28 protein-coding genes and 1 tRNA gene are annotated in these 26,887 nt (G+C 68.7%); 12 read left to right on the top strand and 17 right to left on the bottom strand.

Annotated features, from left to right (window positions below; translation table 11 throughout):
• Window positions 1-79: 79 nt before the first annotated feature.
• Both M3Q35_RS07575 and M3Q35_RS07570 read left to right on the top strand, forming a co-directional pair.
• Window positions 80-2,752 (top strand): NACHT domain-containing protein, encoded by a 2,673-nt coding sequence (locus M3Q35_RS07575; RefSeq protein WP_273940933.1) that lies wholly within the window; start codon window positions 80-82, stop codon window positions 2,750-2,752.
• Window positions 2,753-2,796: 44 nt separating this feature from the next.
• Complete coding sequence (locus M3Q35_RS07570) at window positions 2,797-3,414, top strand: hypothetical protein (RefSeq protein WP_273940932.1); 618 nt, start codon at window positions 2,797-2,799, stop codon at window positions 3,412-3,414.
• On the opposite strand, the gene M3Q35_RS07565 is transcribed toward M3Q35_RS07570, so the two are convergent.
• Window positions 3,400-4,395 carry a LysR family transcriptional regulator gene (locus M3Q35_RS07565; RefSeq protein ID WP_273940931.1) on the bottom strand — a complete coding sequence of 332 codons (996 nt, stop codon included), beginning with the start codon at window positions 4,393-4,395 and terminating at the stop codon, window positions 3,400-3,402. The genes M3Q35_RS07570 and M3Q35_RS07565 overlap by 15 nt on opposite strands.
• Window positions 4,361-5,293, bottom strand: coding sequence for a LysR family transcriptional regulator (locus tag M3Q35_RS07560; RefSeq protein WP_273940930.1), 933 nt, complete (start codon window positions 5,291-5,293; stop codon window positions 4,361-4,363). The genes M3Q35_RS07565 and M3Q35_RS07560 overlap by 35 nt, the downstream gene beginning before the upstream one ends.
• Window positions 5,294-5,577: 284 nt before the next feature.
• Between M3Q35_RS07560 and M3Q35_RS07555 the strand changes: the two genes are divergently transcribed.
• From M3Q35_RS07555 to M3Q35_RS07530, 6 genes are all read left to right on the top strand, one after another.
• Window positions 5,578-6,177 (top strand): cytosine permease, encoded by a 600-nt coding sequence (locus M3Q35_RS07555; RefSeq protein WP_273940929.1) that lies wholly within the window; start codon window positions 5,578-5,580, stop codon window positions 6,175-6,177.
• The gene (locus M3Q35_RS07550; protein WP_273940928.1) at window positions 6,174-8,387 is read left to right on the top strand and encodes a cytosine permease; all 2,214 of its coding nucleotides are present in this window, start codon (window positions 6,174-6,176) and stop codon (window positions 8,385-8,387) included. The genes M3Q35_RS07555 and M3Q35_RS07550 overlap by 4 nt, the downstream gene beginning before the upstream one ends.
• 13 nt (window positions 8,388-8,400) lie before the next feature.
• Complete coding sequence (locus M3Q35_RS07545) at window positions 8,401-8,841, top strand: thioredoxin family protein (RefSeq protein WP_273940927.1); 441 nt, start codon at window positions 8,401-8,403, stop codon at window positions 8,839-8,841.
• A 37-nt stretch (window positions 8,842-8,878) separates the two neighbouring features.
• Window positions 8,879-8,953 (top strand) — tRNA-Cys (locus M3Q35_RS07540).
• Window positions 8,954-8,976: 23 nt separating this feature from the next.
• Complete coding sequence (locus M3Q35_RS07535; RefSeq protein WP_273940926.1) at window positions 8,977-9,660, top strand: tRNA-dependent cyclodipeptide synthase; 684 nt, start codon at window positions 8,977-8,979, stop codon at window positions 9,658-9,660.
• Between the two features lie 20 nt (window positions 9,661-9,680).
• Entirely contained in the window at window positions 9,681-10,031 is a 351-nt protein-coding gene (locus tag M3Q35_RS07530) for a rhodanese-like domain-containing protein (protein WP_273940925.1), read from the top strand.
• On the opposite strand, the gene M3Q35_RS07525 is transcribed toward M3Q35_RS07530, so the two are convergent.
• From M3Q35_RS07525 to M3Q35_RS07485, 9 genes are read right to left on the bottom strand one after another with little or no spacing between them, the layout of a single operon-like run.
• The gene (locus M3Q35_RS07525) at window positions 10,028-10,660 is read right to left on the bottom strand and encodes a histidine phosphatase family protein (protein WP_273940924.1); all 633 of its coding nucleotides are present in this window, start codon (window positions 10,658-10,660) and stop codon (window positions 10,028-10,030) included. The two genes, M3Q35_RS07530 and M3Q35_RS07525, sit on opposite strands and share 4 nt — an antisense overlap.
• Window positions 10,657-11,355: an HAD-IA family hydrolase gene (locus M3Q35_RS07520; protein ID WP_273940923.1), complete on the bottom strand. Its 699-nt coding sequence runs from the start codon at window positions 11,353-11,355 to the stop codon at window positions 10,657-10,659. The genes M3Q35_RS07525 and M3Q35_RS07520 overlap by 4 nt, the downstream gene beginning before the upstream one ends.
• Complete coding sequence (locus tag M3Q35_RS07515; protein ID WP_273940922.1) at window positions 11,352-13,154, bottom strand: PEP-utilizing enzyme; 1,803 nt, start codon at window positions 13,152-13,154, stop codon at window positions 11,352-11,354. Before M3Q35_RS07515 ends, M3Q35_RS07520 begins: the two co-directional genes overlap by 4 nt.
• 15 nt (window positions 13,155-13,169) lie before the next feature.
• The gene (locus M3Q35_RS07510; RefSeq protein WP_273940921.1) at window positions 13,170-14,210 is read right to left on the bottom strand and encodes a PEP/pyruvate-binding domain-containing protein; all 1,041 of its coding nucleotides are present in this window, start codon (window positions 14,208-14,210) and stop codon (window positions 13,170-13,172) included.
• Window positions 14,207-14,473, bottom strand: a complete 267-nt coding sequence (locus M3Q35_RS07505) for a EutN/CcmL family microcompartment protein (RefSeq protein WP_273940920.1) — start codon at window positions 14,471-14,473, stop codon at window positions 14,207-14,209. The genes M3Q35_RS07510 and M3Q35_RS07505 overlap by 4 nt, the downstream gene beginning before the upstream one ends.
• The gene (locus tag M3Q35_RS07500) at window positions 14,470-14,811 is read right to left on the bottom strand and encodes a BMC domain-containing protein (protein ID WP_273940919.1); all 342 of its coding nucleotides are present in this window, start codon (window positions 14,809-14,811) and stop codon (window positions 14,470-14,472) included. The genes M3Q35_RS07505 and M3Q35_RS07500 overlap by 4 nt, the downstream gene beginning before the upstream one ends.
• A gap of 25 nt (window positions 14,812-14,836) precedes the next feature.
• Window positions 14,837-15,133, bottom strand: coding sequence for a BMC domain-containing protein (locus tag M3Q35_RS07495; protein ID WP_273940918.1), 297 nt, complete (start codon window positions 15,131-15,133; stop codon window positions 14,837-14,839).
• Window positions 15,133-15,969 carry a DODA-type extradiol aromatic ring-opening family dioxygenase gene (locus tag M3Q35_RS07490; RefSeq protein ID WP_273940917.1) on the bottom strand — a complete coding sequence of 279 codons (837 nt, stop codon included), beginning with the start codon at window positions 15,967-15,969 and terminating at the stop codon, window positions 15,133-15,135. Before M3Q35_RS07490 ends, M3Q35_RS07495 begins: the two co-directional genes overlap by 1 nt.
• The gene (locus tag M3Q35_RS07485; protein ID WP_273940916.1) at window positions 15,966-16,892 is read right to left on the bottom strand and encodes a DODA-type extradiol aromatic ring-opening family dioxygenase; all 927 of its coding nucleotides are present in this window, start codon (window positions 16,890-16,892) and stop codon (window positions 15,966-15,968) included. Before M3Q35_RS07485 ends, M3Q35_RS07490 begins: the two co-directional genes overlap by 4 nt.
• A gap of 104 nt (window positions 16,893-16,996) precedes the next feature.
• On the opposite strand from M3Q35_RS07485, the gene M3Q35_RS07480 reads away from it, so the two are divergent.
• Window positions 16,997-17,770 (top strand): IclR family transcriptional regulator, encoded by a 774-nt coding sequence (locus M3Q35_RS07480; protein ID WP_273940915.1) that lies wholly within the window; start codon window positions 16,997-16,999, stop codon window positions 17,768-17,770.
• Here the strand turns inward: M3Q35_RS07480 and M3Q35_RS07475 are convergent.
• From M3Q35_RS07475 to wrbA, 3 genes are read right to left on the bottom strand one after another with little or no spacing between them, the layout of a single operon-like run.
• Complete coding sequence (locus M3Q35_RS07475) at window positions 17,733-18,179, bottom strand: RidA family protein (protein ID WP_273940914.1); 447 nt, start codon at window positions 18,177-18,179, stop codon at window positions 17,733-17,735. The genes M3Q35_RS07480 and M3Q35_RS07475 overlap by 38 nt on opposite strands.
• Entirely contained in the window at window positions 18,164-19,603 is a 1,440-nt protein-coding gene (locus M3Q35_RS07470) for a 2-hydroxymuconic semialdehyde dehydrogenase (protein WP_273940913.1), read from the bottom strand. Before M3Q35_RS07470 ends, M3Q35_RS07475 begins: the two co-directional genes overlap by 16 nt.
• Window positions 19,600-20,193 (bottom strand): NAD(P)H:quinone oxidoreductase, encoded by a 594-nt coding sequence (gene wrbA, locus M3Q35_RS07465; protein WP_273940912.1) that lies wholly within the window; start codon window positions 20,191-20,193, stop codon window positions 19,600-19,602. Before wrbA ends, M3Q35_RS07470 begins: the two co-directional genes overlap by 4 nt.
• Before the next feature lie 307 nt (window positions 20,194-20,500).
• Here wrbA and M3Q35_RS07460 point away from each other — a divergent pair, with 307 nt between their 5' ends.
• On the top strand, window positions 20,501-20,941 hold the full coding sequence (locus M3Q35_RS07460; protein WP_273940911.1) for a hypothetical protein: 441 nt from the start codon (window positions 20,501-20,503) through the stop codon (window positions 20,939-20,941).
• Here the strand turns inward: M3Q35_RS07460 and M3Q35_RS07455 are convergent, their stop codons facing one another.
• Complete coding sequence (locus tag M3Q35_RS07455; RefSeq protein ID WP_273940910.1) at window positions 20,942-21,673, bottom strand: DNA alkylation repair protein; 732 nt, start codon at window positions 21,671-21,673, stop codon at window positions 20,942-20,944.
• A gap of 77 nt (window positions 21,674-21,750) precedes the next feature.
• Here M3Q35_RS07455 and M3Q35_RS07450 point away from each other — a divergent pair, with 77 nt between their 5' ends.
• Window positions 21,751-21,894: a hypothetical protein gene (locus M3Q35_RS07450; RefSeq protein ID WP_273940909.1), complete on the top strand. Its 144-nt coding sequence runs from the start codon at window positions 21,751-21,753 to the stop codon at window positions 21,892-21,894.
• On the opposite strand, the gene M3Q35_RS07445 is transcribed toward M3Q35_RS07450, so the two are convergent.
• Window positions 21,895-23,223 (bottom strand): PQQ-dependent sugar dehydrogenase, encoded by a 1,329-nt coding sequence (locus M3Q35_RS07445; RefSeq protein ID WP_273940908.1) that lies wholly within the window; start codon window positions 23,221-23,223, stop codon window positions 21,895-21,897.
• Window positions 23,224-23,392: 169 nt separating this feature from the next.
• Between M3Q35_RS07445 and M3Q35_RS07440 the strand changes: the two genes are divergently transcribed.
• Window positions 23,393-25,624, top strand: a complete 2,232-nt coding sequence (locus M3Q35_RS07440) for a discoidin domain-containing protein (protein ID WP_273940907.1) — start codon at window positions 23,393-23,395, stop codon at window positions 25,622-25,624.
• A gap of 41 nt (window positions 25,625-25,665) precedes the next feature.
• On the opposite strand, the gene M3Q35_RS07435 is transcribed toward M3Q35_RS07440, so the two are convergent.
• The gene (locus M3Q35_RS07435; RefSeq protein ID WP_273940906.1) at window positions 25,666-26,829 is read right to left on the bottom strand and encodes a pentapeptide repeat-containing protein; all 1,164 of its coding nucleotides are present in this window, start codon (window positions 26,827-26,829) and stop codon (window positions 25,666-25,668) included.
• Window positions 26,830-26,887 lie beyond the last annotated feature (58 nt).

The following is a 26,887-nucleotide window of genomic DNA, read 5'->3' as shown; positions in this document are numbered from 1 at the left end:
AACACAACCCACTGGTGCTTTCGGGGCCGATTCGGGCGAACGGCGGTGGCGGGCCCGGCCGCTGGGCTTGGATGGACCGATGTCGATCGAGGCGGCGCTGATCACGCTGGGCACGGTGGCCGTCCGGACGGCGACCAAGCTGTGGCTGGGCGATCACAAGCTGGCCGCGGAGGTCGGGGCGTCGGCGGTGGACCAGCTGTCGGGGCGGCTGGCCAAGGAGCGGGACCGGCGCAAGTTCCAGCGGCTGATGGACGACTTCGCGGAGGCGGTGGTCGACCGGCTGGAGCCGATCATCGACGCGGAGTTCCGCGGCCTGCCGGAGAACGAGCAGCTGGCGGCGATCGAGGCAGTGCGGGACACGTTCGCCCAAGCGGCGCTGGACGACGGGGACCTGTTCGCGGCGGACCTCGACGCGGGCCACCTGGACCGGTCGATCCGCGGGCGAGTGCCGTCGCAGACGACGTTGCTGTCGGCGGACGGCACGGCGCTCTATGACCTGCTGCTGCGCGAATGCTCGGGCTACGTCATCGAGATCTCCCGCGGCCTGCCGGCGTTCTCGGCCAACGCGCTGACCGAGCTGCTGCGCCGCGACCGGGAAATGCTGGACGGCATCCGTGAGGTGCTGGCCCGGCTGCCGCAACGCGACCGCAGCGCCGGCTTCGACTACGACTACCGGCAGCTCGTGGCCCGAAAGCTGGACCACGTCGAGATGTTCGGCGTGACCCTGGCCGACGCCGGTCGCCGCTACCCGCTGTCGGTGGCCTACATCGGCCTGACCGCGGCCACCGACGAGGTCGGCCCGGTGCAACGGGTGGAGGAGCTGCTGGCCGGCACGCGGCGGGTGTTCATCCGCGGCGAGGCCGGTCTGGGCAAGACGACGTTGTTGCAGTGGATCGCGGTCCGCAGCGCCCTCAACGACTTCCCGCCGAAGCTGGCCGCGTGGAACGGGACGATCCCGTTCTTCATCCCGCTGCGCCGCTATGCCGGTCGCGACCTGCCCACGCCGGAGCAGTTCCTGGACGAGGTCGGCAAGTACATCGCCGACGAGATGCCGCCGGGCTGGGTGCTGCAGAAGCTGCGCGACGGAAGCGCCGTTCTGCTGGTCGACGGCGTGGACGAGCTGGCCGCCGGCCGCCGTGAGGAGGCCCGCGGTTGGCTGCGTGACCTGGTCAGCGCCTTCCCGCGGGCCCGGGTCGTCGTCACGTCGCGGCCCGGCGGGGCGCCGCCGCAGTGGCTGCGGGACGAGCAGTTCTCGGTCATGGCGTTGCAGCCGATGAGCCGTGACGACGTGCGCCTCTTCGTCGCCCGTTGGCATGCGGCGATGCAGCTGACCCGGGTCGACGACGAGTCACGGCGCACGCTCGGCACCTATCAGACCGGTTTGCTCGAACTCATCGAGAACCGCGGCCACCTGCGCAAACTGGCCGGTTACCCGCTGCTCTGCGCCCTGTTGTGCGCGCTGCACCAGGACCGCCGGGCGACACTGCCGACCAACCGCATGGAGCTGTACGAAGTGGCGCTGCACATGCTCGTCGAGCGCCGCGACGTGGAGCGCCGCATCGCCACCATCGACGGCCTCGGCCGCACCGAGAAGCTGTTGCTGCTCGGCGACCTCGCGTACTGGCTCATCCGCAACGGCTACACCGACGTCGAGATCCCGCGCGCGATCTACCGCATCTCCCAGCGATTGCAGGCGATGCCACAGGTCAAGGCCAGCATCCAGGACGTGTACCGGAATCTGTTGGAGCGTTCCGGCCTGCTGCGCGAGCCGGTCGACGGCCGCGTCGACTTCGTGCACAGGACGTTCCAGGAGTACCTCGCCGCGCAGGATGCGATGAACACCGACGATGTCGGCACGGTCGTGCAGAACGCCCACCTCGACCAGTGGCACGAGGTGGTGGTCATGGCCGTCGGCCACGCGTCGCAGAAGCAGCGGGAAGAGCTGCTCGGCAAGCTGATCGAACGTGGCGACCTGCACCTGTTGGTGCTGGCCTCCATGGAGACCGCCCCCGAGATGAACGCCGACCTGCGGCGCGAGATCCAGGTCAAGACCCTGCGCCTGCTGCCCCCGGATTCGATGCACAAGGCCAAAACCATCGCCGCCGCCGGCCCGTATGTGTTGGACCTCCTGGCCAACTGCCAGCCCCGGACGACCGACGAGGTCACGGCCACCATCAGGGCGCTCGCCGAGACCCGCCTGGAGGAGGCGCTGCCGGTCATCGCCCGCTTCGCCTCCGACTCCCGCGAACGGGTATTCCAGGAGATCCTCCAGTGCATGCTGTTGTTCGACGAGCAGACCTACGGGGAAGCCGTGCTGGCCAAGTCGGCCCGCACCCACCTGGCGGTGCGCGACGACCTCACGATGGCCGCAGCGAACTACCTCGCCGCCCTGAACCAGATCGACCTGCACCTCACCGACGGCTCGTTCTACTACAGCTACTACGAGCTGTTCGATGTCTCCATGCTGCGCCTGCACGAGTGGCCCGAATCGACTCTCGCCATGGTCGACCTTCACATCCGAACGACCACCCTGGGCCTTCATGACATGGAGCTGAATGACCTACGGTCACTGAAATTCGTGGATTCGGTAGTCGAGCTCAGGCTCGAAAACACCCGTCTGAAGTCGTTCACCGGCATCGAGCGGTGGCAGGACACGCTCCGTCGGGTCTCGTCCGTCGGGCTCGTCCACGTGCCGCAGGCGCTGCTGGATGATCTGCGAGCCAGGATGCCGCATGTGATCGTCACGCCGTGACAAATCGGTCGCCCGCTGGAGCGCGCCGGGGTTAGCCTGCGGCGATGTCCGTCACGGCAGACGATCTCGAGCACACTCTCCGCCTGACCGTCGCCACGTTGCGCCAGGCGCATGGCGACTGGGAGGCGCAGGCCGGTCCGCTGGAGTGGACCTGTTGGGAGACAACGGAACACATAGCCGACAACTTCTTCTTTCACGCCGCGCAGGTCGCGCCGGGGCAGCCGTGGACCAACCGGTCGGTGCCGTTCGCGTGGAACCGGCAGCGGGACGGCGGGCCGGGACTGGTGATCTTCGCGGACCGCAAGGCAGGGCCGGAAGGCCTCATCCAGGTGGTGGATGCCTGCGGCGGCATGATGGTGGCGATACTGCGGACAACGCCGAAAGACGCCCGGGCCTTCAATGACTCGGGAGTGCTTACGCCCGAGGGGTTTGCGGCGCTCACGGTCGCGGAGACGTTGCTGCACATGGATGACGTGGCCCAGGGACTGCGCGTCGACTGGCAGCCGCCGGCGGAGTTGGCGGCCAAGGTTCTGGACCGTGTCTTCCCCGACGCGCCAACGGAAACCGACCCGTGGACGACACTACTCTGGGCCTCCGGCCGAGGCGAGCTGGACGGCCACGAGCGGCCGACGGAGTGGGATTACGCGCTATCGGGTCTCTGACAGCTCCCATTTGGACGGCTCAGTGCCCCAGTGGTCGAACAACGGGCTGTCGCGGGCCTCGTGCCAGTACACCTTGCGTAGCTCCTCGACGAGGTCGGCCGCCGCGGCGGCGAGCGGGCTGTCGAGCCGCCACGCCAAGGCGTGCTTGCGGGAGAGCGCATTCCGGCCGAGCAGCCGGCAGGCGATGCCCGGCGCCAGCGCCGGTGAGCCGGCCTGGGACAGGCTGATCGCCCCGTTGCGCACGACCTGGAGCGACGCCTGCTCGCTGGCGCACTGATGGGTGATCCGCGGCCGGAACCCGAGCGCGGCGCAACTGGCGAACAGGTACTCGTGGAAGCGGGAGGAGTCCACCGGGTGCAGCACCCACTCCTCCTCCCGCAGGTCGCCGAGCTCGACCACGTCCCGGGCAGCCAGCGGATGCCCCTCGGGCAGCAGGACCGCGGTCGGATCGGCCATGAACGCGGTGACCCGGACCTGCGGCGGCAGCGGATGCTCGTAGCCCGGGTACTCCTTGATCGCGGCCAGGTCGAGCCGCCGGTCCCCGACCATGTCGAGCAGCCGCAGCACGCAGTCGTCGATCTGCACGGACACGGTCCCGCTCTGCACGGCCCCGGCCACGAGCCCACCGATCCGGCCGGCGATGGCGCTGCACACCGCACCCACCCGCAGCACGGCCGGCACGGCGTTGACCACCGTGCGCTGCTCGATGTCGGTGAGCAGGTCGTCCATCAGCGGCAGCACGGAGTCGACGCGCCGTAGCAGCGCCTCGCCCATGGGGGTGGGAGTAACGCCATTGTCGTTACGTTCGAACAGCCGATAACCCAGCTGTTTCTCCAGCCGGCTGAGCTGGCAGCTGACCGCGGGCTGGCTGACGCCGAGCGCCGAGGCGGCCCGGGACAGGTTGCCCTCCCGGCCGATCGCCGCCACCAGGCGGAGCTGCCGCACCTCAAAGCCCATCGGCCCGCCACAGGAAGCCGTCATCGGCCGCCACCCGACGGCGGTAGCCGTCGACCATCGCGGCACAGATCCGCTGGGCGGCCACGGCGAACTCGCCGTCGGTCCGCCAGGCCAGGAAGTGCCTCAGCACCAACGGATTCCCGGCCAACGGCTTGACCACGATGCCAGGCCTCGACGGCCGTACCGGCCGGGACGGGCTCACGCCGTGCCCACCGGCCACCAGATCGGCCCGGACGTCGGCCGCGTCGACGTCCACCCACACCCGCAGCGGCGCCCCGTCCCGCTCGCACAGCTCACGCAGCCGCGAGCCCAGAAAGTCCAGCCCCGCCGGCAGAATCCACGGCTCACCGACCAGGTCAGCCAGGCGGATCTCGTCGGCGTCGGCGAACGGGTGCGAGGAGCGCACGGCCACGAACACCGGCTCGGCGATCAGCGCGGCGCTCGCGATCCCGTCCGGCCGAGGGATCTGCGGGCTGAGGTCGCACAGCAGCGCGGCGTCCACGTCGTCCTCGACGAGCTTGGTCAGCAGGCGCGACTGCCACGGGTCGGCCCGGCCGGTGAGCTGCTTGGTCGGCGCGATGTCGCGCAGCGCGTCGGCCAGCACGCCGAGCAGGTCGGCGCTCTGCCAGTCGATCCGGAACGGCTGGTCGGCCCGCGCCGGCCCGCGGTGGAACTCCCGGTCCAGCTCGTCGAAAGCGGTCACCACCGCCCGGGCCCGGCCGAGCAGCGCCTGCCCCAGCGGCGTGGCCCGCACGCCGAGGTGGTCGCGTTCGAATATCGAGCCGCCGACGGTCGATTCAATTCTTCGGAGCTGGTGGCTCAGGGAGGCCTGAGGCAGTCTCAGTTCGGCCGCCGCTCTGGTGAGGCTGCCGTTCTGTTCGATCGACCGAAGAACCCTCAGGTGTCTGATCCCTAACTCCACTCCAGAACGATAGTTCGGCCACGGGTGTCCGGTTACCTACTTTCGTCGGTTGCAGGGTAATACCGCGGTCGTATCGTGCACGTGAGGTCGGCTCATGGTGGCCAGATCTGTGGTTATAACGCGGTGACATGACCATCCGGCAGTACCCGAAGCCCGCTCGCCGCCCACATGATCGGAGGCAGATCCGCAGCCCGCGGAGCGTCGGCGTCGATCGGAGCGAGGCGGCCATGACCCGTGAACCGCATAATGAGAAACGGGTTCACATAACGCGATCGGGTCGTTGAATGAGCAACGACGACCGGATCATTCCGGGAACCGATGACTACTCGATCAGCCGCATGCCGGCACACGCCCGCCGTTCCTGGTTCGGCGTCGCGGTGCAGCGACTGGGGCAGATCTCGTCCTTTTCGCAGTTCCTGATCGGTTCCGCGCTCGGTTTCGGAATGACCTTCTGGGACGCCGTCATCGCGATGGTGCTGGGCGTGGCCATGCTGGAAGTGGTCACGGTCCTGCTCGGCGCGGCCGGCGCCCGCGAGGGTCTGTCGATGTCCATGCTCAGCCGCTGGGGCGGCTTCGGCCGCAAGGGATCCGCGCTGGTCGGACTGCTGCTGACGGTCAGCCTCACCGGCTGGTTCGGCGTGCAGTCCGGGGCGTTCGCGGAGGGACTGCACACCATCGCCGGCGGCCCGCCGACCTGGGTGTGGGCGCTGGCCGGCGGCGTGGTCGTCGCGCTCATCGCCACCGGCGGCTTCGTGTCCATGGCCTGGACCGCGTACATCACGGTGCCGGCGTTCGTGCTGCTGGCCGGCTACTGCGTCGTCCGCTACCTCGGCGAGCACTCGCTGGCCGAGCTGACCTCGGGCCCTCCCCGGGCCCGGCGATGACCATCGCGCAGGGCGCGACCATCGTGGCCGGCGGCTTCATCATGGGCGCGATCATGACCCCGGACCTGACCCGGTTCAACCGCACGGCCGGAGACGTTGTCAAGCAAACAGTGTTGGCGGTAACACTCGGCGAGTGCGGGGCCGGGGTGATCGGGATTCTGCTGGCCCACGCGGCGAAATCGGCCGACATCGTCGGCATCGTGACCTCGTCCTCCGGTGTGATCGGCACGCTGATCCTGGTCGCGGCGATCGTCAAGGTCAACGACGTCAACCTGTACTGCGCGTCGCTTGGCCTGGTCAATGCGGTCGATGCCTTGGGCCGCAAGCGGATCCGACGGGTCAGTGCGGCACTGGGCCTCGGCCTCGTCGGCTCGGTGCTGTCCGCGCTGGGCATCCTCGACCACTTCACGTCTTTCCTCACCGTGCTCGGCGTGATCACGCCGCCGGTGGCCGGCGTGTTCGTCGCCGAGTACTACTTCGTCCGCCGCTGGCGCGCCGCGCTGGACGAATCCCGCGCCACCGGCCGGCTTCCGGCCGAGACACCGGACTGGGAGCCGCGCGGGCTGATCGCCTGGGTCGCCGGCGCGGCCGTCGGGCTGACCGTCGACATCGGCATCCCCAGCCTCAACTCCATTCTCGTCTCCTTCGTGCTGTACCTGCTGCTGGCCCGCCGGCCATGGGCCCGCAGGGCCGCCGGGCAGGCCCCGAGCGCGGCCGATGCCCCGGCCACGACGTCAGTTGTCGAGTTCCGTGTCGACGGACGATCCGAAGGTGGTTGTTTTCCCATGCGTCGTAGGCCCGTCCACGTCCTGCTGGTGTGCTGCCTGTCCGCGTCGATCGGCTTCGCCGCCGCGCCGGCGCACGCGGCCGACGACCCGGAGATCGGCACCGACGGCTGGGTGCACGTCGAGCCGAACGGGGTGGTGCTCGGCCGGGATCCGTACTACCCCAAGGACGGCAACGGCGGGTACACCGTCGCCGACTACAAGGTCGACATCAGCTACGACCCGGCCTGCCGCAAGCTCGTCGGCAAGGCCGTGGTGACGGCCAAGACGCTCCAGCGGCTCAAGCAGTTCAACCTTGACCTGCAAGGACTTCAGGTGTCCTCGGTGAAGGTGAACGGTGCCGACGCCCAGTTCTCCCGGGCCGATGAACACGAGTTGGTGATCGTGCCGGCCACGGTGCTGGACAAGGACGCCGCACTCATCGTGGAGATCACCTATTCGGGCACGCCGGAGTCGATCGACACCCCGCAGGGCAAAACCGGCTGGCAGATCCTGCCCGACGGCGGCGCGATGGCCGCCGGCCTGCCGCACGCCGCTCGGACCTGGTTCCCGGTCAACGACACCCAGGTGGCCCGGGCCACCTTCGATCTCACCGCGACCGTCCCGAATGGATGGTCGGTGGTGTCGATCGGCAACCAGCAGCCGTCCACCACCGCCGACGGCAAGACCACCTTCCACTGGAAGGAAACCACCAGTGCACCGCCGCAGTCGATCTCCATCGGCATCGACCACTACCAGTTCGAGCAGTCCAAGCTCGCTGACGGAACCGCGGTGGTAAACGCTTTCGCGCCCGGCAGCAACCACGAGCTGGCCGCGAAACTGCCCGAGGTCATGGACTTCCTCAAGGCCACCTTCGGCGCTTACCCCGAGGACGCGCTCGGCGGCGTTTTCCTCGCCACGCCGGGCACTTCGCCGGCACAGGGCCGGCCGTTTCTCGGTGCCGACGCCGATGTGAACACCCTCATCCACGCCATGGCGTACCAATGGTGGGGCAACGCGTTGACCATCAAGATGTGGAAAGACCTCTGCATGGCCGACTGTTTCGCCCAGTACGCCACGTGGATGTGGGACGCCAAGCACGGCGTGAACCTCGACGACCGCTACAAGGCGATCGTCGAGTCCACTCGGGACGATCCCGGCTTCTGGTCGGTCGACCTGGAGAATCCCGGCGCCGGACAGGAGTTCTCGGCCACCGACAAGGGCTTGCTGTTCGTGCACGCGCTGCGCCAGCGCATCGGCGACGACAAGTTCGGCAAGCTGCTGGTCAACTACGCGAAGATCAACAAGAACTGGTGGAACCAAGGCTGGTACGACTGGGAGCTCTACGTCAAGGCGGCCACCCAGCTGGATCTCACCGACTTCTTCGCCGCCTGGCTGCACACCACCAAGATCCCCGACGACAAGTTCCTCTACCCCGCCAAGTAACCAAGGAGAACCCATGCGCAAGATCGCCATGCTCACCGGCGCGGTGGCCGTCTCGGCCGCCACCATGCTCAGCACGATGGTCCCGGCCTCCGCGGCCACCACCGACGACAACATCGTCGAGGTCACCGCGGCCAACTACGACTCGGTGCTCAAGTCGTCGGCCGACAAGCTCGTGATCTTCGACTTCAACGCCACCTGGTGTGGGCCGTGTCAGGCCATGAAGCCGGTCATCGAGAAGCTGGCCAAGGAGGGGGCCGACGCCGGCAAGTGGACGCTGGCCTCGGTCGACGTGGACAACAACAAGGCCATCGCCGACCAGTACAAGATCGAGTACATCCCGACGCTGGCCCCGGTGCGCAACTCCGAGGAGCTCAAGGACAGCCGGCAGATCGGCTACGACGGCGACCCGGCCGCGTTGGAGAAGTACATCAAGGACCAGCTGGCCAAGGGCTGATCCCGCCGTTCCGGCCCATGCCGTGGGCCGGAACACCGGCGGGGTGGCCGAGTGGTTCAGGCAGGGGTCTGCAAAACCCCGTACGCGGGTTCGATTCCCGCCTCCGCCTCCACCTTTCGCGACAGGAGAGCCGTTGTGTTCACCGAGGATCCACTGACCCCACGCTGTGCCGCCGTGCGTGACACCGGCGCGCATGCCTGCATCGGCGTCAGCCCGTTCAACGGCTACTACACCGCCGAGCGCATCGCCGCGCTTGCGGCCTGGGCCCGACGGACCTTCTCCGACTTCCACTTCTTCGTGCCGAACGAACCCGCCGCCTACACCTTGGAGGCCTTGGGCTACGAGCCCGCCCGGGCCCGGCACAAGGCCCGCCGGCAGGGCAATCTCGTGCTCAACCGCATCGGCCGGGCCTTGGCCGACATCGGCGTTCGCGACGCCGGCAGACGCGTCCTCGACTCCGCGCGATTACAGGACAACGCCGCGTACCACCGCATCCATGACGACGTGATCCGCCTTTTCCAGTCGGACAACGTCTTCCGGGATCAGACGATGGCCAGTTCCGAGTGGGTCCTGGCCAAGCGCCTCCCGGCCGGCCAGGAACCGACCGAGCGCCAGCGTCTGTTGGCCGTACGCTATTTCCTCGCCGAGCTCCCGCTGTTCCTCGACACCCCAGGCATTGTCGGCGTTTCCTCCTCCGTTTTCGTCTACCACCAGCGCGTCTCTTTCCTCGAACGGCTCTATCTCGGCTCACTCGCCCGCCGCCCCGTTCCCGCCCAGGGCTTTCTCGTACTGTCCGCCGAGGCCGTCGTCCCGGTCTGACCGTGAAAGGAGCTCCAGCCGTGGTTCCGCTGATCACCCGACAGGACCTGAAGGCCGCCATCGACGCCGGCGAGGTGACCGTCGTCGACACCATGCCGTTGGCCTACTACGAGAAGGAGCACATCGAGACCGCCGTGAACATCCCCGGCTTCCCCTACGAGGACGCCGCCGCGTTCACCCGCGCTTGCGCCCCCGACGTGCTGCCCGACCGCGACGCCACCATCGTCGTCTACTGCGCCAACGTGCCGTGCCGCAACAGCGAGCTCGTCGGCCTCGAACTGCTCAACCTGGGCTATTCCAGCGTGTTCAAGTACCGCGAGGGCATCGAGGACTGGGTGACCGCCGGCCTGCCGACGGAGAGCTCACACTAGCTCGGCAGTTCGCACCGGAACTCCTCGCCGCGACAACGGATCTCGACGTGATCACCGGTGCGGCGCAGCGACACCGACTCGGCGTTGTCGGGCTCGCCGGGATCGGAGCCCTTGGCCCAGGCGACGATGGCCCGGAGGCAGCCGGAGTGGGTGGCGACGACGAGGTGATCGGACTCGTCGTGGTCGATCACGGCAGTGAGGAAGCGGCGGACGACGGCGGCGGGGCTCTCGTGCCACAGCAAGGGAGTCGTGAGCCAGAAGCGCATGGCGTCACCGCGTTCGTGCGCCTGCCAAAAACGCCGGGCCTCGACGGCCCAACCGCGGTCCTCGGTCATGGCTCGCTGGCGGACCTGGGTGGGCTCGAACTCCATACCGTCGACCAAAACCTGGAGGTTGCGGAACGCGGCCAGCTCGACGCACCGGCCGTGTGGGCGGACGATCCGCTGTATGGCCAAAGCGGTCTCATAAGCACGGGCCGTGGGGGCATAACCGAAGGCGACGTGCGCGCCGTCGAGCTCGGCGGCGAAGGCGGTGGCCCAGGTCTCGGCCTGAGCCACGCCCCGAGGGGTCAGACCGGCGTCGCTGTCGTAGCTGGACGTCTCGCCGTGCCGTACCAAGTGGACAGTCATGGCCGCTCCGGATGGTAGACGCGGGAATGGGGTTCGCTCCCGTCGATGCCGAGCCGGTCCAACACCCGCCGCACCGAACCGGCCGGGTCGTCGACCCGGAAGTGCTCGACGGCCATGCCCACGGCCTGCGCGCCGCGCAGGTTGCTGGGTAGGTCATCGACGAACAAGCACCGGTCGGCGGGCTCGCCCACCAGCTGCAATGCCCACCGGAACACGGCGGGGTCGGGTTTGAGGACGCCGGATGTGGCGGCCTCGAGCAGCAGGTCGAAGCGGTCGAGCTCGGCAAGGCTGGTGGCCCAGTCGGCGCCGAACCAGTGCGCCATATCGTTTGTTAGCGCTACCACCCGCACTCGGCCGCCGATGCGGGCGAGCAGGGTGCGGATCTCGGCCCGCACGCCGAGGCGCGTCCGCATATAGCGGCCGATGTCGAGGTCAGGACGGCAACGGGCCACCGCGGCCCAGTAGTCACGCTCTTGCAGCCGTCCCTGCTCGACGCCGGCATACAGCGGGTCGTCGCCGAACGGCCCGGCCGGGAAGCCGGGCTCGTCCACCACCTCGAACAGCGTCGGCACGACCACGCCACCAAGGTCGAGCACAACGGTGGTCAGCTGCGGGCCCTCGCCCCGTGATCGAACGGCGGCGGCGCGTCGAATGACCCGGTTGCGGCCGGCCCGCCAGTCGTCGATCACGGTCACAGCACCGTGACTACGCCGGTGTTACCGTCAACACGGACCAGCTGGCCGGTTCGCAGCGTGCTGACGGCGCGCCCGGTGCCGACGACGGCCGGCAGCCCGTACTCCCGGCACACGATGGCGGTATGGCTCATGATGCCGCCGACATCGCTGACCGTGGCGGCGATGCGGGAGAACACCGGGGCCCACGCGGGGGACGTGGCCGGGCAGACGAGGATCTCGCCCTCACGGATCTCGGCCAGCTGGCTGACCGACTGCACGACCCGTACCGGCCCCTCGACGATGCCGGGCGAACCGGCCACACCGCGCAGCACACCGGGCTCATCGACGTCGTCGGTGAGCCAACCAGCCACGGTGTCGGTGTTGATGCCCCACAACATGACGGTCAACGGCTCGCTGACAGCGGTCGGCGGCGGGCCAAGGGCCGGCGGCGGCTGCCAGGCATCCAGGGCGGCGAAGATCTCCCGCCGACGGGCGATGATCGGCTCCCAATAGGCCCGCCCACGACCGGGCGCGCCGGTGCCCCACGACGCCACGGTGTCGAAGATCAGCTCGCTGACCTCGGTGCGGCGCAGGAAGAACAGGTCCTCGGCGTCGGCCACCACGCCCATCGACGCCAGCGACGACGCCAACTGCTTGGACTTGCCCCAGAACGCCGCCCACATCCAGTGCTCGATGTAGAGCACGTGCTCCTCGATGTACACGAACACCTTGCGCACCAAGGCCAACAGCTCGTCGAAGGCGGCGACGTCGTCCGGGTTGAGCAGGCTGCGGTAACCGTCGGCGACCTGGTCGCGCTCGGCCAGGATCCGCGCGGTCGGCCGGTCGATGTCCTCGCCGGCCTTGAGCCGCCGGACGTAGTCCCGGACCGCCCCGTACGGGATCTCCGGGTGGTCGTCCCAGGTGCCGAACCGGTGATCACCGCCGGGATGGCCCGGATCGGTGTTGATCTGGAACCACGGGTCGCGGGTGGCCTCCCACTCGTCGACCCACTTGCTGCCGGCCAACTGCCGCAAGGCTTCGGCGACGTCCTCGATCTCCAGCAGCTGGTCGCCGACGCCCAGTTCGACGGCGACCTTGGCCAGCCGCTTGAGCTCGTCGTCCGGGCGGTACAGCTCCACGTGCAGGCCGCCGACCATCCGGGACACCGACTGGTCGCCGATGCCGGGGAAAGCCCGTTGGCAGAACTGGAAGAACGTCAGGTAGGCGGCGTAGCCGATGTTCAGCATCTCGAAATGCCACTGGTACGTCTCGTACATCGTGCTCACCAGCAGCGAGAAGTCCCGCTCCCAGCGGAATCCGGCCGAATGCCCGAGGTGCCCGGTGACGGTGGCGAGCGGCTCACGGTCGGGCAGCGGCTCGAAGGACAGCGACCGGATGAGGTTCAGCCGGTCGAGCACCTTGTCCTTCCACTGCGCGTAGATCGCGTCCCAGTTCTCGTAGTAGTGGCCGGCCCGCTCGGCGAACGCGGCCGCCCGCTCGGCGATCTGCTCATCCGGGGCGGCCACCGGCGAGACGTACAGCCGCCCGTTGAGAATCCGTTGCTCCAGGCCGAAAGCCGGCGGCACGGCGAACACGCGGGTGTTCATCGCGCCCAGCGCCTGCCACCAGCACTCGCACTGGATCTCGTCGTACGGATACAGAACATAAGGGTGGTGCAGGGCGTCCTGGAACCAGAACTTGTTCTCGTCGGCCGCGCGGCGGTCGTCGCCGAACAGGTGGTACCAGTCGTACATGGACTCCCAGCCCTCGGCGCCGGGCGGGGGCCCGAGCTCGAAGGGGCTGGGGAACGAGGACGGCATGGTCGGTCTCCTCAGTCAGTTCCGGTCGGTCAGGGCCGACAGCACATGTCCCATGGCGCCGGTCGCGCTGGTGATGCGCGGCGCCGGCTTGCTGCTCCAGACGGTCTCGGGGCGGGCCTGCACGAGGTGCACTTCGCCGTCGGCGACCGCGAATTCGCCGTCCTGCGGCGTGCCGGCGTGCCGTTCGACGGTGCGGGCGATGTCCAGCAGCTGCCGGAGTTGCGTGTCGTCGAGGCTGGGCAGCGAGTGGTCGGCCTCATCGACCGGCACGGTCGCGAGACCGCGCCCGGTGACCGGGTTTCGGGTGGCCCGAGTGGGCTTCTGGACGATGTTCCGTTCGATGATCTCGCCGGTGATCTTGTCTAGCACGAAGCGGTCCGGCGTCGCGGTCGCGCTGACCAGCGGCTCCCCCAGCCCCCACACGGATTCCACGACCACCTTGGACCGGTCGCCGTTGACCGGGTTGAGGGTCATGAACACACCGGCCGCGTCGGCGTCGACCATCCGTTGCACGACAACGCCCATCACGTCGTCGACGTCGGCCCCGCCGCGGGCCCGGTAGCTGATCGCCCGGGCGGTGAACAGGCTGGCCCAGCACTGCCGGACGGCCGCCGAGACCTCGTCCACACCGAGCACCCACAGGTAGCTGTCGTGCTCGCCGGCGAAGCTGCGGTCGGCGGAGTCCTCGGCGGCGGAGCTGGACCGCACGGCCACCGCCGGCTCATCCTGGCCGAGCCGGGACGCCAACTGCTGATAGGCGGCACGGATGTCGGCGTCGCAGCTGTGGTCGGCAGTCTCGGCGATCACCAACGCCCGTACGGAATCGGAGACCGAGGACACCGCTTCGGGGTCAGGATCGGTGCCCAGGGCGGCGATCCGGCGGTCGATCTCCGCCACGAGCTTGTCGCCGACGGCCTGGCGATAGGCATGCGTCGTTACGACGAACGCCTCCGGCACCCGAAGTCCCAAGCAGTGCAAGGTGTCCAGGGATCGACCCTTGCCGCCGACCCGGTCGACACCGAGCTCGCCGTCGCCGATCCACGCGATGGTCGTCATGACAGGGTTTCCTTTCCCCGTACCGGATCGTGCTCGCTGACCAGCGCGACCACGGCAGCGTCCACAACGGACACACCGGCCGCCGCCGCGGCGGCTTCGTCGGTGGCGACCAGGACCGTCGAGTCCTCCCCGACCTCAAGCGTGTCAACGGCAACGAGGACCGCCCCGGTGGACAGGTCGCGGACCAGCAGGAACCGTCGGCCGGACAGCGCGGCCGCCTGCCGGTCGGCCCAGGCCCGGCCCACCACCCGGCCGAGGATCATCGCTCGGTCCCGGCCGGCAGGGCCACCGCGGCGTCACGGAACGCCACCGCCCGCCGGGTCTCCAACAGGCCGGCCGCATCCGCGCTCGGCCGCGGGTAGATCTGCACGGAGCGCAGCTCGCCGTACCGCTTCACCGCCGCGGCACCGGCGTCCAAAGCCTGTCGTACGGCCGCGAGCTGGCCCTGGATCGCGGCCACCAGGTAGCCGCTGGACACGCGGTCGACGGCGATGCACCGCACGTCCGCTGTCTTGATCATGGCCTCGATGCCCGCCGACAACGCGACGATGCCCCTGGTCTCGACCAGGCCGATCGCGCCGGCGTCGTTGCTGTCCCGCATGGTCCCTCCCCACCTAGCCCTTGAGTCAGTTGCCTTCGAGCAACGCGGTGTCGGCGGCCAGGGCCGCGACCGCGTCGCAGGGGTTGGCGAACACGATCGACCGGACCGAGCCGCCGGACAGCGCCTTGGCCGTCTCCTCGCCGATCTCGGTGGCCTCCTCGACGGTGGCCAGATCGCCGGACACGGCCACCGCGACCAGGCCGCCGCCCAGCCGCACCACGCCCTCGACGATGACGTTGGTCGACTTCACCATGGCGTCGACCGCGTCGAAGATCGGGACGAAGCCCTCGGTCTCGACGAACCCGACCGCTGTGTTGGCCATCAGCTGTGCTTCCCTTCAGTCACAACGGGCCACCGCATCACCGCGGCGCCCGTTCCCCACACCGGTCCGTACGCCAGCAGCTCGCCGGGGTCCTTGAGCACGCCCGCCCCGAGCAGGAAGGCCAACGCCCGGAACTGGCTGTCGGCGGCTGCCTCGCGGGCGAACGGCTCGCGCAGCCGCAACGCCTCGTCAGCGTCGCCACGGCCGAGCGCGTCCAGCATGCGCCGGTTCCATTTGTCCTGCTCAGGGGTGGAAATTCGGTCCTCGGACGGCTCGATCCACTGCTGGATGAGGCCGGCCGACAGCCCCGAAACAACCACCACCCCGACCCGGCGGCCGCTCGCCTCGGCGGCGGCCACGCCGGTCTCGCCGAGCGTCGCGATGTCGTCGACCTGGGCATAGAGATTGCACGAGACCAGGGCGAACCGAAACTGACGACCCGGATCGAGTAACGGTGTGACCGTTACTGTGCCGGTGTCGATCGGGAAACCGTCGTAGTGGGTGCGACGGGCCTGGAGCTCGCGGGCGGCGGTCAGGTCGGCCCAGCGCTCCGTCAGCTCCGTGTCGATCCGCAGGTCGTAGCCGACATGCCCGTAGTCGTAGGCGTACCAGTTCTCGTCCACGCGGTGGCCACGCGGATTCGGGTCCAACTGGAACTGGTGCCCGAGCACCGTGAACCACTGTGTGGACATCATCAGCACGGTGTCCACACCGGCCTCGCGGAACTCCTCGCCGACCTGCTCCACGGCGGTACGCAGGTCGGCCCAGGCCGGCGCGGGGTCCTTGGCCAGCAGGTGCGGCATGCCCGGCAGCAGCGCTGCCCCGACGACGGTCATGGCCGCCACTCGATCACCGCGTTGCCGGTGCCGATGATCGTCCCGTACCCCAGGACGTCACCGGTGGTCGAGGGCCAGTCCAGGGCCGACAGCAGCCAGGTCAGGCTGCCGGACTTGGTCTCCGCCTCGGAAGCCGCGATGTGCTCCGGGATCGCGGCCCGCAACGCCTTCGACGGCTGCGATCGCACAGTCTCCAGCAGCGCCATGTCGGCCCGGTACTGGTCGTTGTTGTACGCGTGCTCGCGGCTCATGTCCTCGGGCAGCTCCGTCTCACGGTCGAAGTGCAGGTGGGACAAGGAGTTCGAGGCCAACAGCACGGCACGCCGGCCGGTCTGCGCGATCGCCGCCCTGGTCGCCCGGCCCAGCGTCTCCATCTGGGTCAGCTCGGCCTCGGCGTAGAAGTACGGGTTGTTGTTGGCGCTGATCGACACCACCGGGATGTCCCAGCGCGGGTTGACCATGTGCAGGGCGCCGATGGTGGCGTAGTCGACCCGCACGCCCTCCTCGCGCATCGCCCGGCTGACCAGGCCGTGGTCGGCGAAGCTGGTCACCAGCGCCTCGGCCAGCTCGACGTCGGTGCGGAAGTCGTAGTGGTACCGGAAAAGGTGCGGGAAGATCGGCTCCACCGAGGTCCCGCGCGGATGCGGCACGCAGTTCACGTGGTGGCCGACCATGGTGATCCAGTGCGGCGCGTGCACCACGAGCACGTCCGGGTTCAGCTCGCGCACCCGGCGCCGGACCTCGTCGTAGGCCCAGCGCAGCACTTCCCAGCCGCCGGTGCTGCGCGGCTCGTTCTGCGGCGGGTTGTCGGCGTAGATCAGGTGCGGCGGGTGCGGCGACAGGTAGCCCGCGACGATGCCGCCGCCCGCTGGTTCCGGCGGGTCCTCGGCTCGCTTCGGCGCGAGGTGGAAGACGCGTGACATGGTCCGGAACGGTAGGTCCCGCGTTTGCCGAGGTCACGGGCTGCGTCCCGTGTCACCGGACACTCGTGTCGGCGGGTTCGGCGCGGCGGTCGTAGGGTGGTGGCATGGCAGAGTCCGGGGTCGTGCCCGTGGTCAAGGCGATACGGGTGCTGCGCGCGTTCACGCCGGCCGTCGCCGCGCTGTCGGTGCGGCAGATCGCTGCCCGTACCGGCATTCCGCGCAGCACCGCGCACGCGCTGTGCCAGACGCTCGTAACCGAGGGCATGCTCGAGACCTGTGAGGACGGCTATCAGCTCGGACCGCTCGTGCTGGAGCTGGGCGGCCAGGTTATCGAACGGACCGGGCTCGTGCGCGCGGCCGAGGGCCTGCTCGAACGGCTGCGGCGTGCGCCCGAGCAGGAGGTGCACCTGGGCCAGCTCACGCAGGGTTGGGTCGTGTACCTCAACCGCAACGGCAACGAGCGCAAGCTGCCCATGCACAACAGCGTCGGCCAGCGCGCGCCGGCGCACCTCACCGGCTGCGGCAAGGCGGCGCTGTCGTGGCTGCCGCACGAGGAAGTCGTCGCCCACGTGGAGCGTTGCTGCGCCGAGACTTCCGTGGCAATGCCCGATCTGGAGCGGTTGCGCGACGAGCTGGCCAAGGCCCGTCAGGACGGCTACGTCGTGTCGCAGTCGTTCCAGGCCAAGCGAATCTCGGTCGCCGCGGCCATACTCGACGCGTCAAGCCGCCCGGTCGGCGGCGTCTCGCTGGCCGGACCGGACGGCATGTTCTGCTCGGCGGTGATCGCGTCGTCCCGGGCCGCGGTGACCGAGGTCGCCGGCGTGATCAGCTCGCGGATCATCAACGGGTCGCGGCTGTGGGCGGTTCGTCCGGCCTGATCGCGACGGCCTGCATCTCGATCCGCAAGTGCGGATGCGGCAGCTGGTGCACGGCGACGGTCGTGCGGGTGGGGCCGTTCTCGTCGAAGTGGCGGGCGTAGACCTCGTTGTAGGCGGCGAAGTCGTTCATGTCCACGAGGTACGCGGTGATCTGCACGAGGTCGGTCAGGTCGGCCCCGACTTCGTGCAGATTATCCCGGATGTTAGCGATAACAGCCTCGGTCTGGACGGCAATGTCCAGCCGGGTCGCGCCGAGTTCGTCGGCCTCGGCCCCGGCGATGGTGTTGTCCGGACGGCGGCTGCTGGTGCCCGACACGAACACCAGCCCGCCGGCCACCTTCACGTGCGGGAACCGACCTCGCGGAGTCGCCTTGCCGGCGACGATCCGGGCCGTCACAGTTTCACGCACACATTCGTTGTCTCGCTGTAGAAGTGCAGCGAGTGCGCCCCGCCTTCACGGCCGATGCCGGAGAGCTTGTTGCCGCCGAAGGGCGAGCGGAGGTCGCGCAGGTACCAGGTGTTGAGCCAGGACATCCCCACGTTCATCGCGCCGGCCACCCGGTGCCCGCGTTCGAGATTGGTCGTCCACACCGCGGACGCCAGGCCGTAGTCGCTGTCGTTGGCCAGTTTCACGGCCTCTTCCTCGGTGTCGAAGGGCGCGATCGCCGCCACCGGGCCGAAAATCTCCTCGCGCATGATGCGAGAGCCGTTGTCCAGCCCGGTCCACAGCGCCGGCTGGATCCAGGATCCCTTGGCCAGGCCGGCGTCCAGGTCGGGAACACCGCCGCCGGCCACCAGTGTCGCGCCTTCCCTTTCCGCGATGTCGTAGTACGACAGCACCTTTTCCTTGTGCTGCTGAGAGATCAGCGGGCCGGTGGTGGTGGCGGGATCGTCGGGACGGCCGAACCGCAGGCTCCGAGCCCGCTCGGCCAAGCCCGCCACGACCTCGTCGAAGACGCCGCGCTGCACGTAGATTCGTTCCGTGCACAGGCAGATCTGGCCGGTGTTGGTGAACGTGGACCGGGCCAGGCCGTCGATTGCCTCACCCAGATCGGCGTCGTCGAACACGATCGCCGCGTTCTTGCCGCCCAGCTCGAACGACACCGGCCGGACGCGGTCGGCCACCGCGCGCATGATCGTCGCGCCGGTGCGGGACTCGCCGGTGAACGTCACCGCGTCGATGCCGGGGTGCCGGGTGAGGGACTCCCCCGCCGAGCCGGGCCCGAAGCCGTGCACCACGTTGTACACGCCGTCCGGGACACCGGCCGCGGCGATGATCTCGGCCAGCAGGGTCGCGGTCGCCGGCGTTTCCTCCGACGGCTTCACCACGACGGCGTTGCCGCTGGCCAGAGCCGGCGCGACCTTCCACGTCAACAGCAGCAGCGGCAGGTTCCAGGGCACGATCACCGCCACCACGCCGACCGGCTTGCGGATGGCGTAGTTCAGGGCCTTGTCGGTGAGGAAGGAGTCCAGCCCGGCCGCGGCCACGATGTCCGCCGCGGCCCGGAAGTTCGCCGCCGCACGGGTGATGTCCAGCTCCGCCGCCAGCGGCGCCGGCTTGCCGGTGTCCGCCACCTCGGCCGCGAGCAGGTCGTCGAACCGTTCGTCGATCAGATCGGCGATCCGCCGCAGCAGCCGCACTCTTTCCGCTGCCGGGCAACGACCCCAGACACCGTCGACGGCCCGACGGGCGGCCCGCACCGCGCTGTCCACGAGCTCGGCCGAGGCTTCGTGCACGGTCGCCACCAGCGAGCCGTCCACCGGGTTGATGTCGTCGAACGCCGCGCCGCCGTCCACGAACCGGCCGCCGACGAAGTTGCGCAGCTCGGTCATCGGACCAGGCGTCCGGCCACGGCGGCGATCCGGCCGCCCGCGTACCGGGCCGACGCCTTGGTGTCGTCGCTGATCGACGAGCCGGCCGACGCCGTGTGCGTGGGGCCATAGGGCGTGCCGGTGACGAACTGGATCGGGTCGGTGTAACCCGGCGTGACAAGGATGCCGCCGAAGTGGTGCACCGAGTTGTAGAGCGCCAGCAGCGTCGACTCGTGGCCGCCGTGCGTGGTGGAGGTGGACGTGAAGCCCGAGTACACCTTGTCCGCCAACAGACCCTGGGCCCACTGCGGGCCGAGCGTGTCGATGAACTGCTTGAGCTGCGCCGTCACGTTGCCGAACCGCGTCGGGCTGCCGAACACCACCGCGTCCGCCCACAGCACGTCCTCGGCCGTGGCGACCGGCTGGTCCTTGACCGTGTCGTGGTGCGCCTGCCAGCTCTCGTTGGACGCGATCGCCTCCGCCGGCGCCAGCTCGGCCACGCGGCGGACCCGCACCTGCGCACCCGCGTCCGCCGCCCCGGCCGCGTACTCCTGGGCCAGGCTGTGCACCGTCCCGGTCGCGCTGTAGTAGATGACGGCAACCTTCGCCATGGGGTCTCTCCTTCGGGGATCAAGCGGATCGGACCCGAGACTAGGGACCGGTCACCGCCCGGCGCCCGAGGTGCGTCCGGTGTGACCGGACACCAGTTCCCGACGAGCTCACCGTGCAGAACCGGGCGCTCACCTCCCGTGGTAAGCGTTTTCCACGACGGCCGAATTACCCACAGGCGCCCCGACTTTCGTCGGGACTCGCTGCCCTCGCGCGCCTTGAAAACCTTTGCCGCCACTGCGTTTCATTGCGGGGCCGAGAACCGCCGCGTGGAGCGGCCGTCCGGCACCGTCATGGAATGGAGTTGCAGTGCCGAGCAAGGAAGAGCTGAAGGCGGCCATTCACGCCGCCTTCGAGTCGGTGGTCGCCGACGGGACGAGCTACACCAAGGTGTACGCCTCCGAGATGAAGCAGAAGAACTACATCGTGTTCCGCACGACCACCGTCAGCAACTTCGCCGTCGGCTTCAAGCCGGGGCGGACCGAGCTGGTCATCGTGCCGCTCGACGAGAACAAGGGCGTGATCACCGCCGGCGCGCCGCTGACCGTCGACGACGCCAACCGCGCCTCGGTCAAGCGCCGCGACCTCCAGGGCCGCACCGTCATCAAGACCACCGACGGCCAGACGTTCAAGCTGTCCGTGCTGCCGTCCGTGCCGAAGCTGATGGCCGCCGCCTACCAGCTGCCGGTCGACCAGAAGGCCGAGTACGAGGCGTTCGTCGCCGTGCGGGACACCATCACCGCGTCCTGATCACGGCTCGGCGAAGGCCCCGGCGGACACCCCGCCGGGGCCTTCGCCGGCAAGGGCTCGGCGTTCCGCCGGCGCGAACTTCTCGATGGCGTACCGCAGCATGGTTCGCGGCATCGTCCGCTGATGCCGGACCAGCCACCGCACCTCGGCGTCGCGATCCCGGTTGCCGACCTCGCGCAGCATCCAGCCGACCGCCTTGTGGATCAGGTCGTGCCGGTCGTCCACCAGCTTGTCGGCGATCCGCAGCGTCCACTCCGGGTCGTCGCGGCGGATGAAGGCGAACGTCGCGATGATGGCGATTCGCCGCTCCCACAACGACTCCGAGCCGGCCAGCCGGTCGAGGACCGTCCGGTCGCGGTCCACCAGCCACTCCCCCAGCAGCTGGTACGCCGAGGAGTCCACCAGGTCCCAGTTGTTCACGAACGCCGTCTGCGTCAGGTAGAGATCGACGATCTCCTCGCGCAGCTCTGCTTCGGCGAATTTGAGCACCAGGATGAACAGCGCCGTCAGCCGCTCCTCGTGGGCACCGGTGGTCAGCAGCGTGCGGACCTCGTTGAGCGGCAACGCCTTGTAGCTACGGGCAACGCGGCGTTGGTCCGGTACGGAAACGCCGAGAAACCGGTCGCCCTCCCCGTACTCGCCCGGGCCGGTGCGGAAGAACCGCTGCTTGGCCGCGACGCTGTCCGGGTCGGCGACGGCGGCGAGCGCCTTCGACACATCGGCTGCGATCACAGGCCGAGACTACGGGTGTTTCAGCCTGCGCGATAATGGGGACAAAGGGGGCGAACAGCACGGGAGAGGAGCCGGCGATGGCGTCGATCTGGCAGCGGCTGACGGCGTTCCTGCGCAGCCCACAGGGCCGCAAGCTGACCGAGCAGGTCAAACGGGCGGCGCAGGACCCCAAGAACCAGCAGCGGGCGAAGGACGCGCTCAAGCGCCTGCGCAAGCGCTGATCACGGCGGCGAGAGCCGGTACACCGCCCCGGCCTGGTCGTCGGTGATGTAGACGGCGTGGTCGGGGCCGAGGACCGCGCCGACGGGACGGCCCCAGCGGGAGCCGTCGGTGGCCTGGAAGCCGCCGACCAGGGTCTGCTGTTTGCCCAGCTCGCCATTGGCCCACGGGAAGAACGACACCTCGGGCGCGCGCGGCGGCTGGGCGTTCCACGAGCCGTGCACACCGACCAGCGCGCCGTGCTCGTACTCGCCGGGCAGGCCGCCGTCGACGAACGACAGGCCCAGCGGCGCGGAGTGGCCGCCGAGGGTCTGCTCGATGCGCGGCAGCTTCGAGCAGTCGAGCAGGTGGCCGTCGGGATTCGTCTCCACGTCGGTGGTGAACGGGACGTTGGACGGGTTCTGCTCGCTCCCCTTCACGGCCGGCTCGATGTCGGCGTCCGGGTCGCAGTACGGCCAGCCGAGGTTGCGGCCGGCCGTGAGCTTGGCCAGCGGCTCGACGGGGTGATCACGGACGTAGTCCGGGATCACCTGGCCCTTGGACGAGCCCGAGGCGTCGCCGTAGGGCCGGTCGAACGGATACTCGATCTGGTCGCGGCCGTTGACGGCCGTCCACACCGAGCCGTCGGGGGCGATGGCCAGGCCGGTGCCGTTGCGGACGCCGACGGCGAACGGCTGCGCCGGGCCGCCGCCCGGCGGCACGCGCAGGATCGAGGCGCGCGGCGGGTTCGCCTTGAGATCGTCGACCGAGATGTTGCCGGTGGAGCCGACCGAGATGTACACCGAGCCGTCCGACCCGACGGCGACGCTCTTCAGCGCGTGGGCGTACTGCCCGCCCAACTCCGGGCTCTTGGCGTCCGGCAGGCCGGTGACGATCGGCCTCGGGTTCGTCGCTTTCCCGTCCGCATAAGCGAATTTGTCCACGCGGTCGCTCTGCGCGACGAACAGCGTCGAACCGACGAAGGCCAGGCCGTGTGGCTGGTTCATGCCCCGCAGCATCACGGCTTCCGTGGCCTTGCCCTGCCCGTCCGGCACGAGCCGCACAACCGTGCCGTTCTCCGGCACGGACACCAGCAGCGTGTTGTCCGGCGCCCACGCCGCCAGGCGCGCCGACGGGACCCGGGCGTACACCGACATCTTCCAGCCGCTCGGGATCAGGACCTGCCGGTCGACGTCGAACGGGGCCCCACCCATGCCCTGCGGCACCGTCAGCGACGTCGCGACCAGGCCGGTCTGCGTCGCCGCCTTGGGCGCCGGGCCGCTGCTCGTGCTGCCCGTGCAGGCCGCCACCAGCACGATGGTGGCCAGCGCGGCCACGTGTCGGATCGTCATGCCGGCCCTTCGACGACGGAGCTGGTCCGTGTCCCATTGTCCCGTGAAGGTCAACGAACGTCCCGTCTCGAAGGATTGACACGAACATCGGGTCTTTCATACCCTGCCCCCGGTTGTATACCGTTTCATACGGTGTTACATCCGATGTATTGGCCATCCTCCGCCGCAGGTGGCGCTCGACGACGGTGATCGCCCGATCGCCGTCACCGCTGCGTACGAGAAGGAAGCCATGCGAACAGGTTGGGGCAAGCGACTGCTCGCCTACGGGGCCGCGCTGGTGGTCGCGGCGGGGCTGGCGGCCGTGCCGTCGGCGGCGCACGCCGAGCTGCAGGACCCGCGACAGGACTTCCTGCGCGCCTCGCAGGCCGGGTTGTTCCTGCACTGGGGCGAGCGGACCGCGCCGGCGCACACCGATTGCGGCGCTTGGGAATCCGACGTCACCAAGGGCGGGTGGACCGCCGACTACTGGGTCAACGAGGCCAAGAAGCTGCACGCCCAGTACATCGTGCTGGCGACCTTCCACAGCCGGCTCGGCTACGCGCGGCCGTGGCCGTCCAAGATCCCCGGCAGCTGCCACACCTCCCGCGACTTCCTTGGCGAGCTGATCGCCGCCACCAAGAAGGCCGGGATGCGGACCATCCTGTACATGACCGACGACCCGCAGTGGAACACCGAGGGGCTGCCGTCCGGCAAGAGCTGGCTGGACTCCAAGGCGTTCTCCGGCTACGCCGGCCACAACGTCGACCTGACCACCCGTAACGGCTTCGGCGAGTTCGGCTACGACAACTTCCTCGAGGTCATGGACCGCTATCCGGACCTTGGCGGGTTCTGGATCGACAACGACAACGACTACTGGCTCAGCCACAACCTGTACGAGCAGATCCGGGCCAAGCGGCCGAACTACACGCTGAGCAACAACAACGAAGACACGCCGATCATGGACATGGTCAGCAACGAGCAGAAGACCGGCATGACGCCGGCCTACGACTATCCGCAGGCCGTGTGGACCGCCGCACCGCGGCTGGTCGAGGCCGACTACAAGCTGCCCGACACCGGGTCGTGGTGGTACACCGGCACCGATTCCACTGTGGACGCCGGGCTGAACGTCGGCCGCTACATCGCCAACGCCGGTTCGTCGATCAAGTCGTTGATGGACGAGACCGCCATGGTCAACGGCAAGTTCCCGAGCCATCAGGTGGACTACAACAACTTCCTCAGCGGCTACCTCGACCAGATCTGGGGTTCGGTCAACGGCACCGAGGGCGGCGGCTACCTCAACGGCGGCCTGCAACCCGGGTTCTGGAACGATGGTTCGCACGGTGTCACCACGATCAGCAAGACCAACCCCGACCTCCAGTTCATCCATGTGTTGACCAAGCCGTCCGGCAGCACCCTTCGCCTGCGGGACAACGGATATCAGGTCACCCGAGTGACCAATTTCCGCACCGGCGCCACGGTTGCGTTCACCCAGTCCAACGGCTCCTTGACGCTCACCGGCCTCTCCGGTTGGGACAAGTACGACACGGTGTTCCAGGTCGAAACCCATGGCCGGTCCGGCATCTACCCCGCCGGCTCCGTCACCGTCAGCGCTTCCGCCTCAGCCAGCGGCCATCCCGCTTCCGCCGCCGCCGATGGCAGCTACCTGACGTACTGGGACAACAAGAAGACCTTGCCCGTGTCGTTGACCTACGACCTCGGGTCGGCCAAGCACGTTCAGTACATCGGGCTCAACCAGCGCGAGGATTCCGTCAGCTACGCCCGATCCGCCACCGAGCAGTCCGCTCGTATCCGTGACTACAAGGTCTTCGTCTCGTCGAACGGCACCGATTGGGGCAGTGCCGTCGCCAGCGGCACCTTGCCCAGCCACCGTGGCGTCCAGTTCATCGACCTTCCGGCCAAGGACACCCGCTACGTCAAGCTCGAGGTCGACAGCACGTGGGCCGCTTCCAGCGATTCCACCCATTACAAGCTGTTGCGTATCGACGAGTCGTGGCTCGGCTCCGCTTACGTCGGCGGTCCCACCCCGCCTGCGGCCAACCGTTACGAGGCCGAGAGCGCCGCTTGCCAGGGCACCATCGACTCCAACCACACCGGCTTCTCCGGCACCGGCTTCTGCAACACCACCAACGCCACCGGTTCGTACGCCGAGTGGTCCGGCGTCCAGGGCCCCGGCACTCTCACCTTCCGCTACGCCAACGGCACTACGTCCAACCGCCCCGCCGACCTCACCGTCAACGGCACCGCCGCCGGTACCGTGGCCTTCGCCCCCACCGCTTCGTGGGACACGTGGGCCGACGCCGCCGTCACGGTGTCGCTCAATCCCGGCCCCAATACCGTCCGATTGACGTCGTCCAACACCGGCGGCACCCCCAACCTCGACTACCTGGAGGTTTCGCAGTAGTCGGCACTGATTCCGCCGGCGCCAGCACGGCACCGGCGGAATCACCCATTGCGAACAACACGCCATCTCACCCCATCCACCCCGCCATCATCAGCAAAAGCCTCCTTCTTGACCGTCCACCCATCAGGCGGCGAGCCTCCGTCAGCCGGCGAGCTCATGACGGTTGAATTGGAAAAATCAAGCGACCCACCGCACACAACACCCGAGAAGTTCGGAAAAGTATCGAACACTGAACCGCAAAATGAGGCGCCTTCCCGAAATGCCGCACCCTCAAAGCTGCCCACTAACCCGAAGTTGACACCATCAAACTCGGCTCGCAGCATGAAACCGGCGCTGTAGAATGTCACTCCGTACCAGAACTCCGCGTCCGCAAATACTGCCCCGCTCGCAAACTTTGCATGATCAAACGCGACAAATCCGCGTGCGCTCACGTGATGAAAGTGTGCAGGCGCCCGAAATTCAGCCTCAGCAAAGTTCGCGTCGCCCACAACGACAACACCCACAAAATTTGCGAGGCGGCCTATAAACACCGTGTTCTCGAAGTCGGCTGACTTTAGACGAGCATTGGTCAGATCGAAGTCGACAAGCTTCGCCTCGGAGAGGTCCACCTCAAGCTCTCCCCAAAAACGAGGGTTCGGCCTGAGATTCACACCAAAGATTCCTTCCTCGCCTCGAAGATGGTCGCCGAGAATTTTCTGAGCAGTCAGCCGCACCTGCCCATCCTCCGCATTGTGCATGCGCAGGTAGGCACACAGCACATTTACGACGGTCTGGCGCAGCTGCTCATGGTCGTTCGCCAACCGCTCGAGTGCATACAGCCCGCCCAGCCGCACCGCCGCTTTGTCCGATCCCAGCTGGTCCACCGCCCGCCCGTACAACTCGGTGATCCGTCGTTCGGTCGCATCCCGCTCGGTGGCCGTCTGGGCCGCGTAGCGATCCTCGGAGTCGCGCTCCACCGCACGCTGCCGCCGAACCCCCAGCCACAAGGCGAACAGCGCACCGCCGCCGCCGGCCACCGTGAGGCCGATCTTCACGACGTCCAACCGTGCCGTCGCATGCTCGGAGTCGGTGAGGTGCTCGAAGGTGTCCAGCCCCCACAGCAGCACCCAGACCAGACCGCCGGAGATCAACAGCACCACGGCGACCACGGCGGGCACCAACCATCGGGGCATCGGCGGCAGGTGACTGCGCGACGGCTCGACCATGCCCAGAAGGTCGCCGAAGGTGCTCGAGGCGCTACATCGCAGGTAACCGTTGCGAAAC

Origin of the sequence: Kutzneria chonburiensis, from assembly GCF_028622115.1 — a bacterium.
GTDB lineage: Bacteria > Actinomycetota > Actinomycetes > Mycobacteriales > Pseudonocardiaceae > Kutzneria > Kutzneria chonburiensis.
This window is presented reverse-complemented; position numbering and strand designations above follow the sequence as displayed.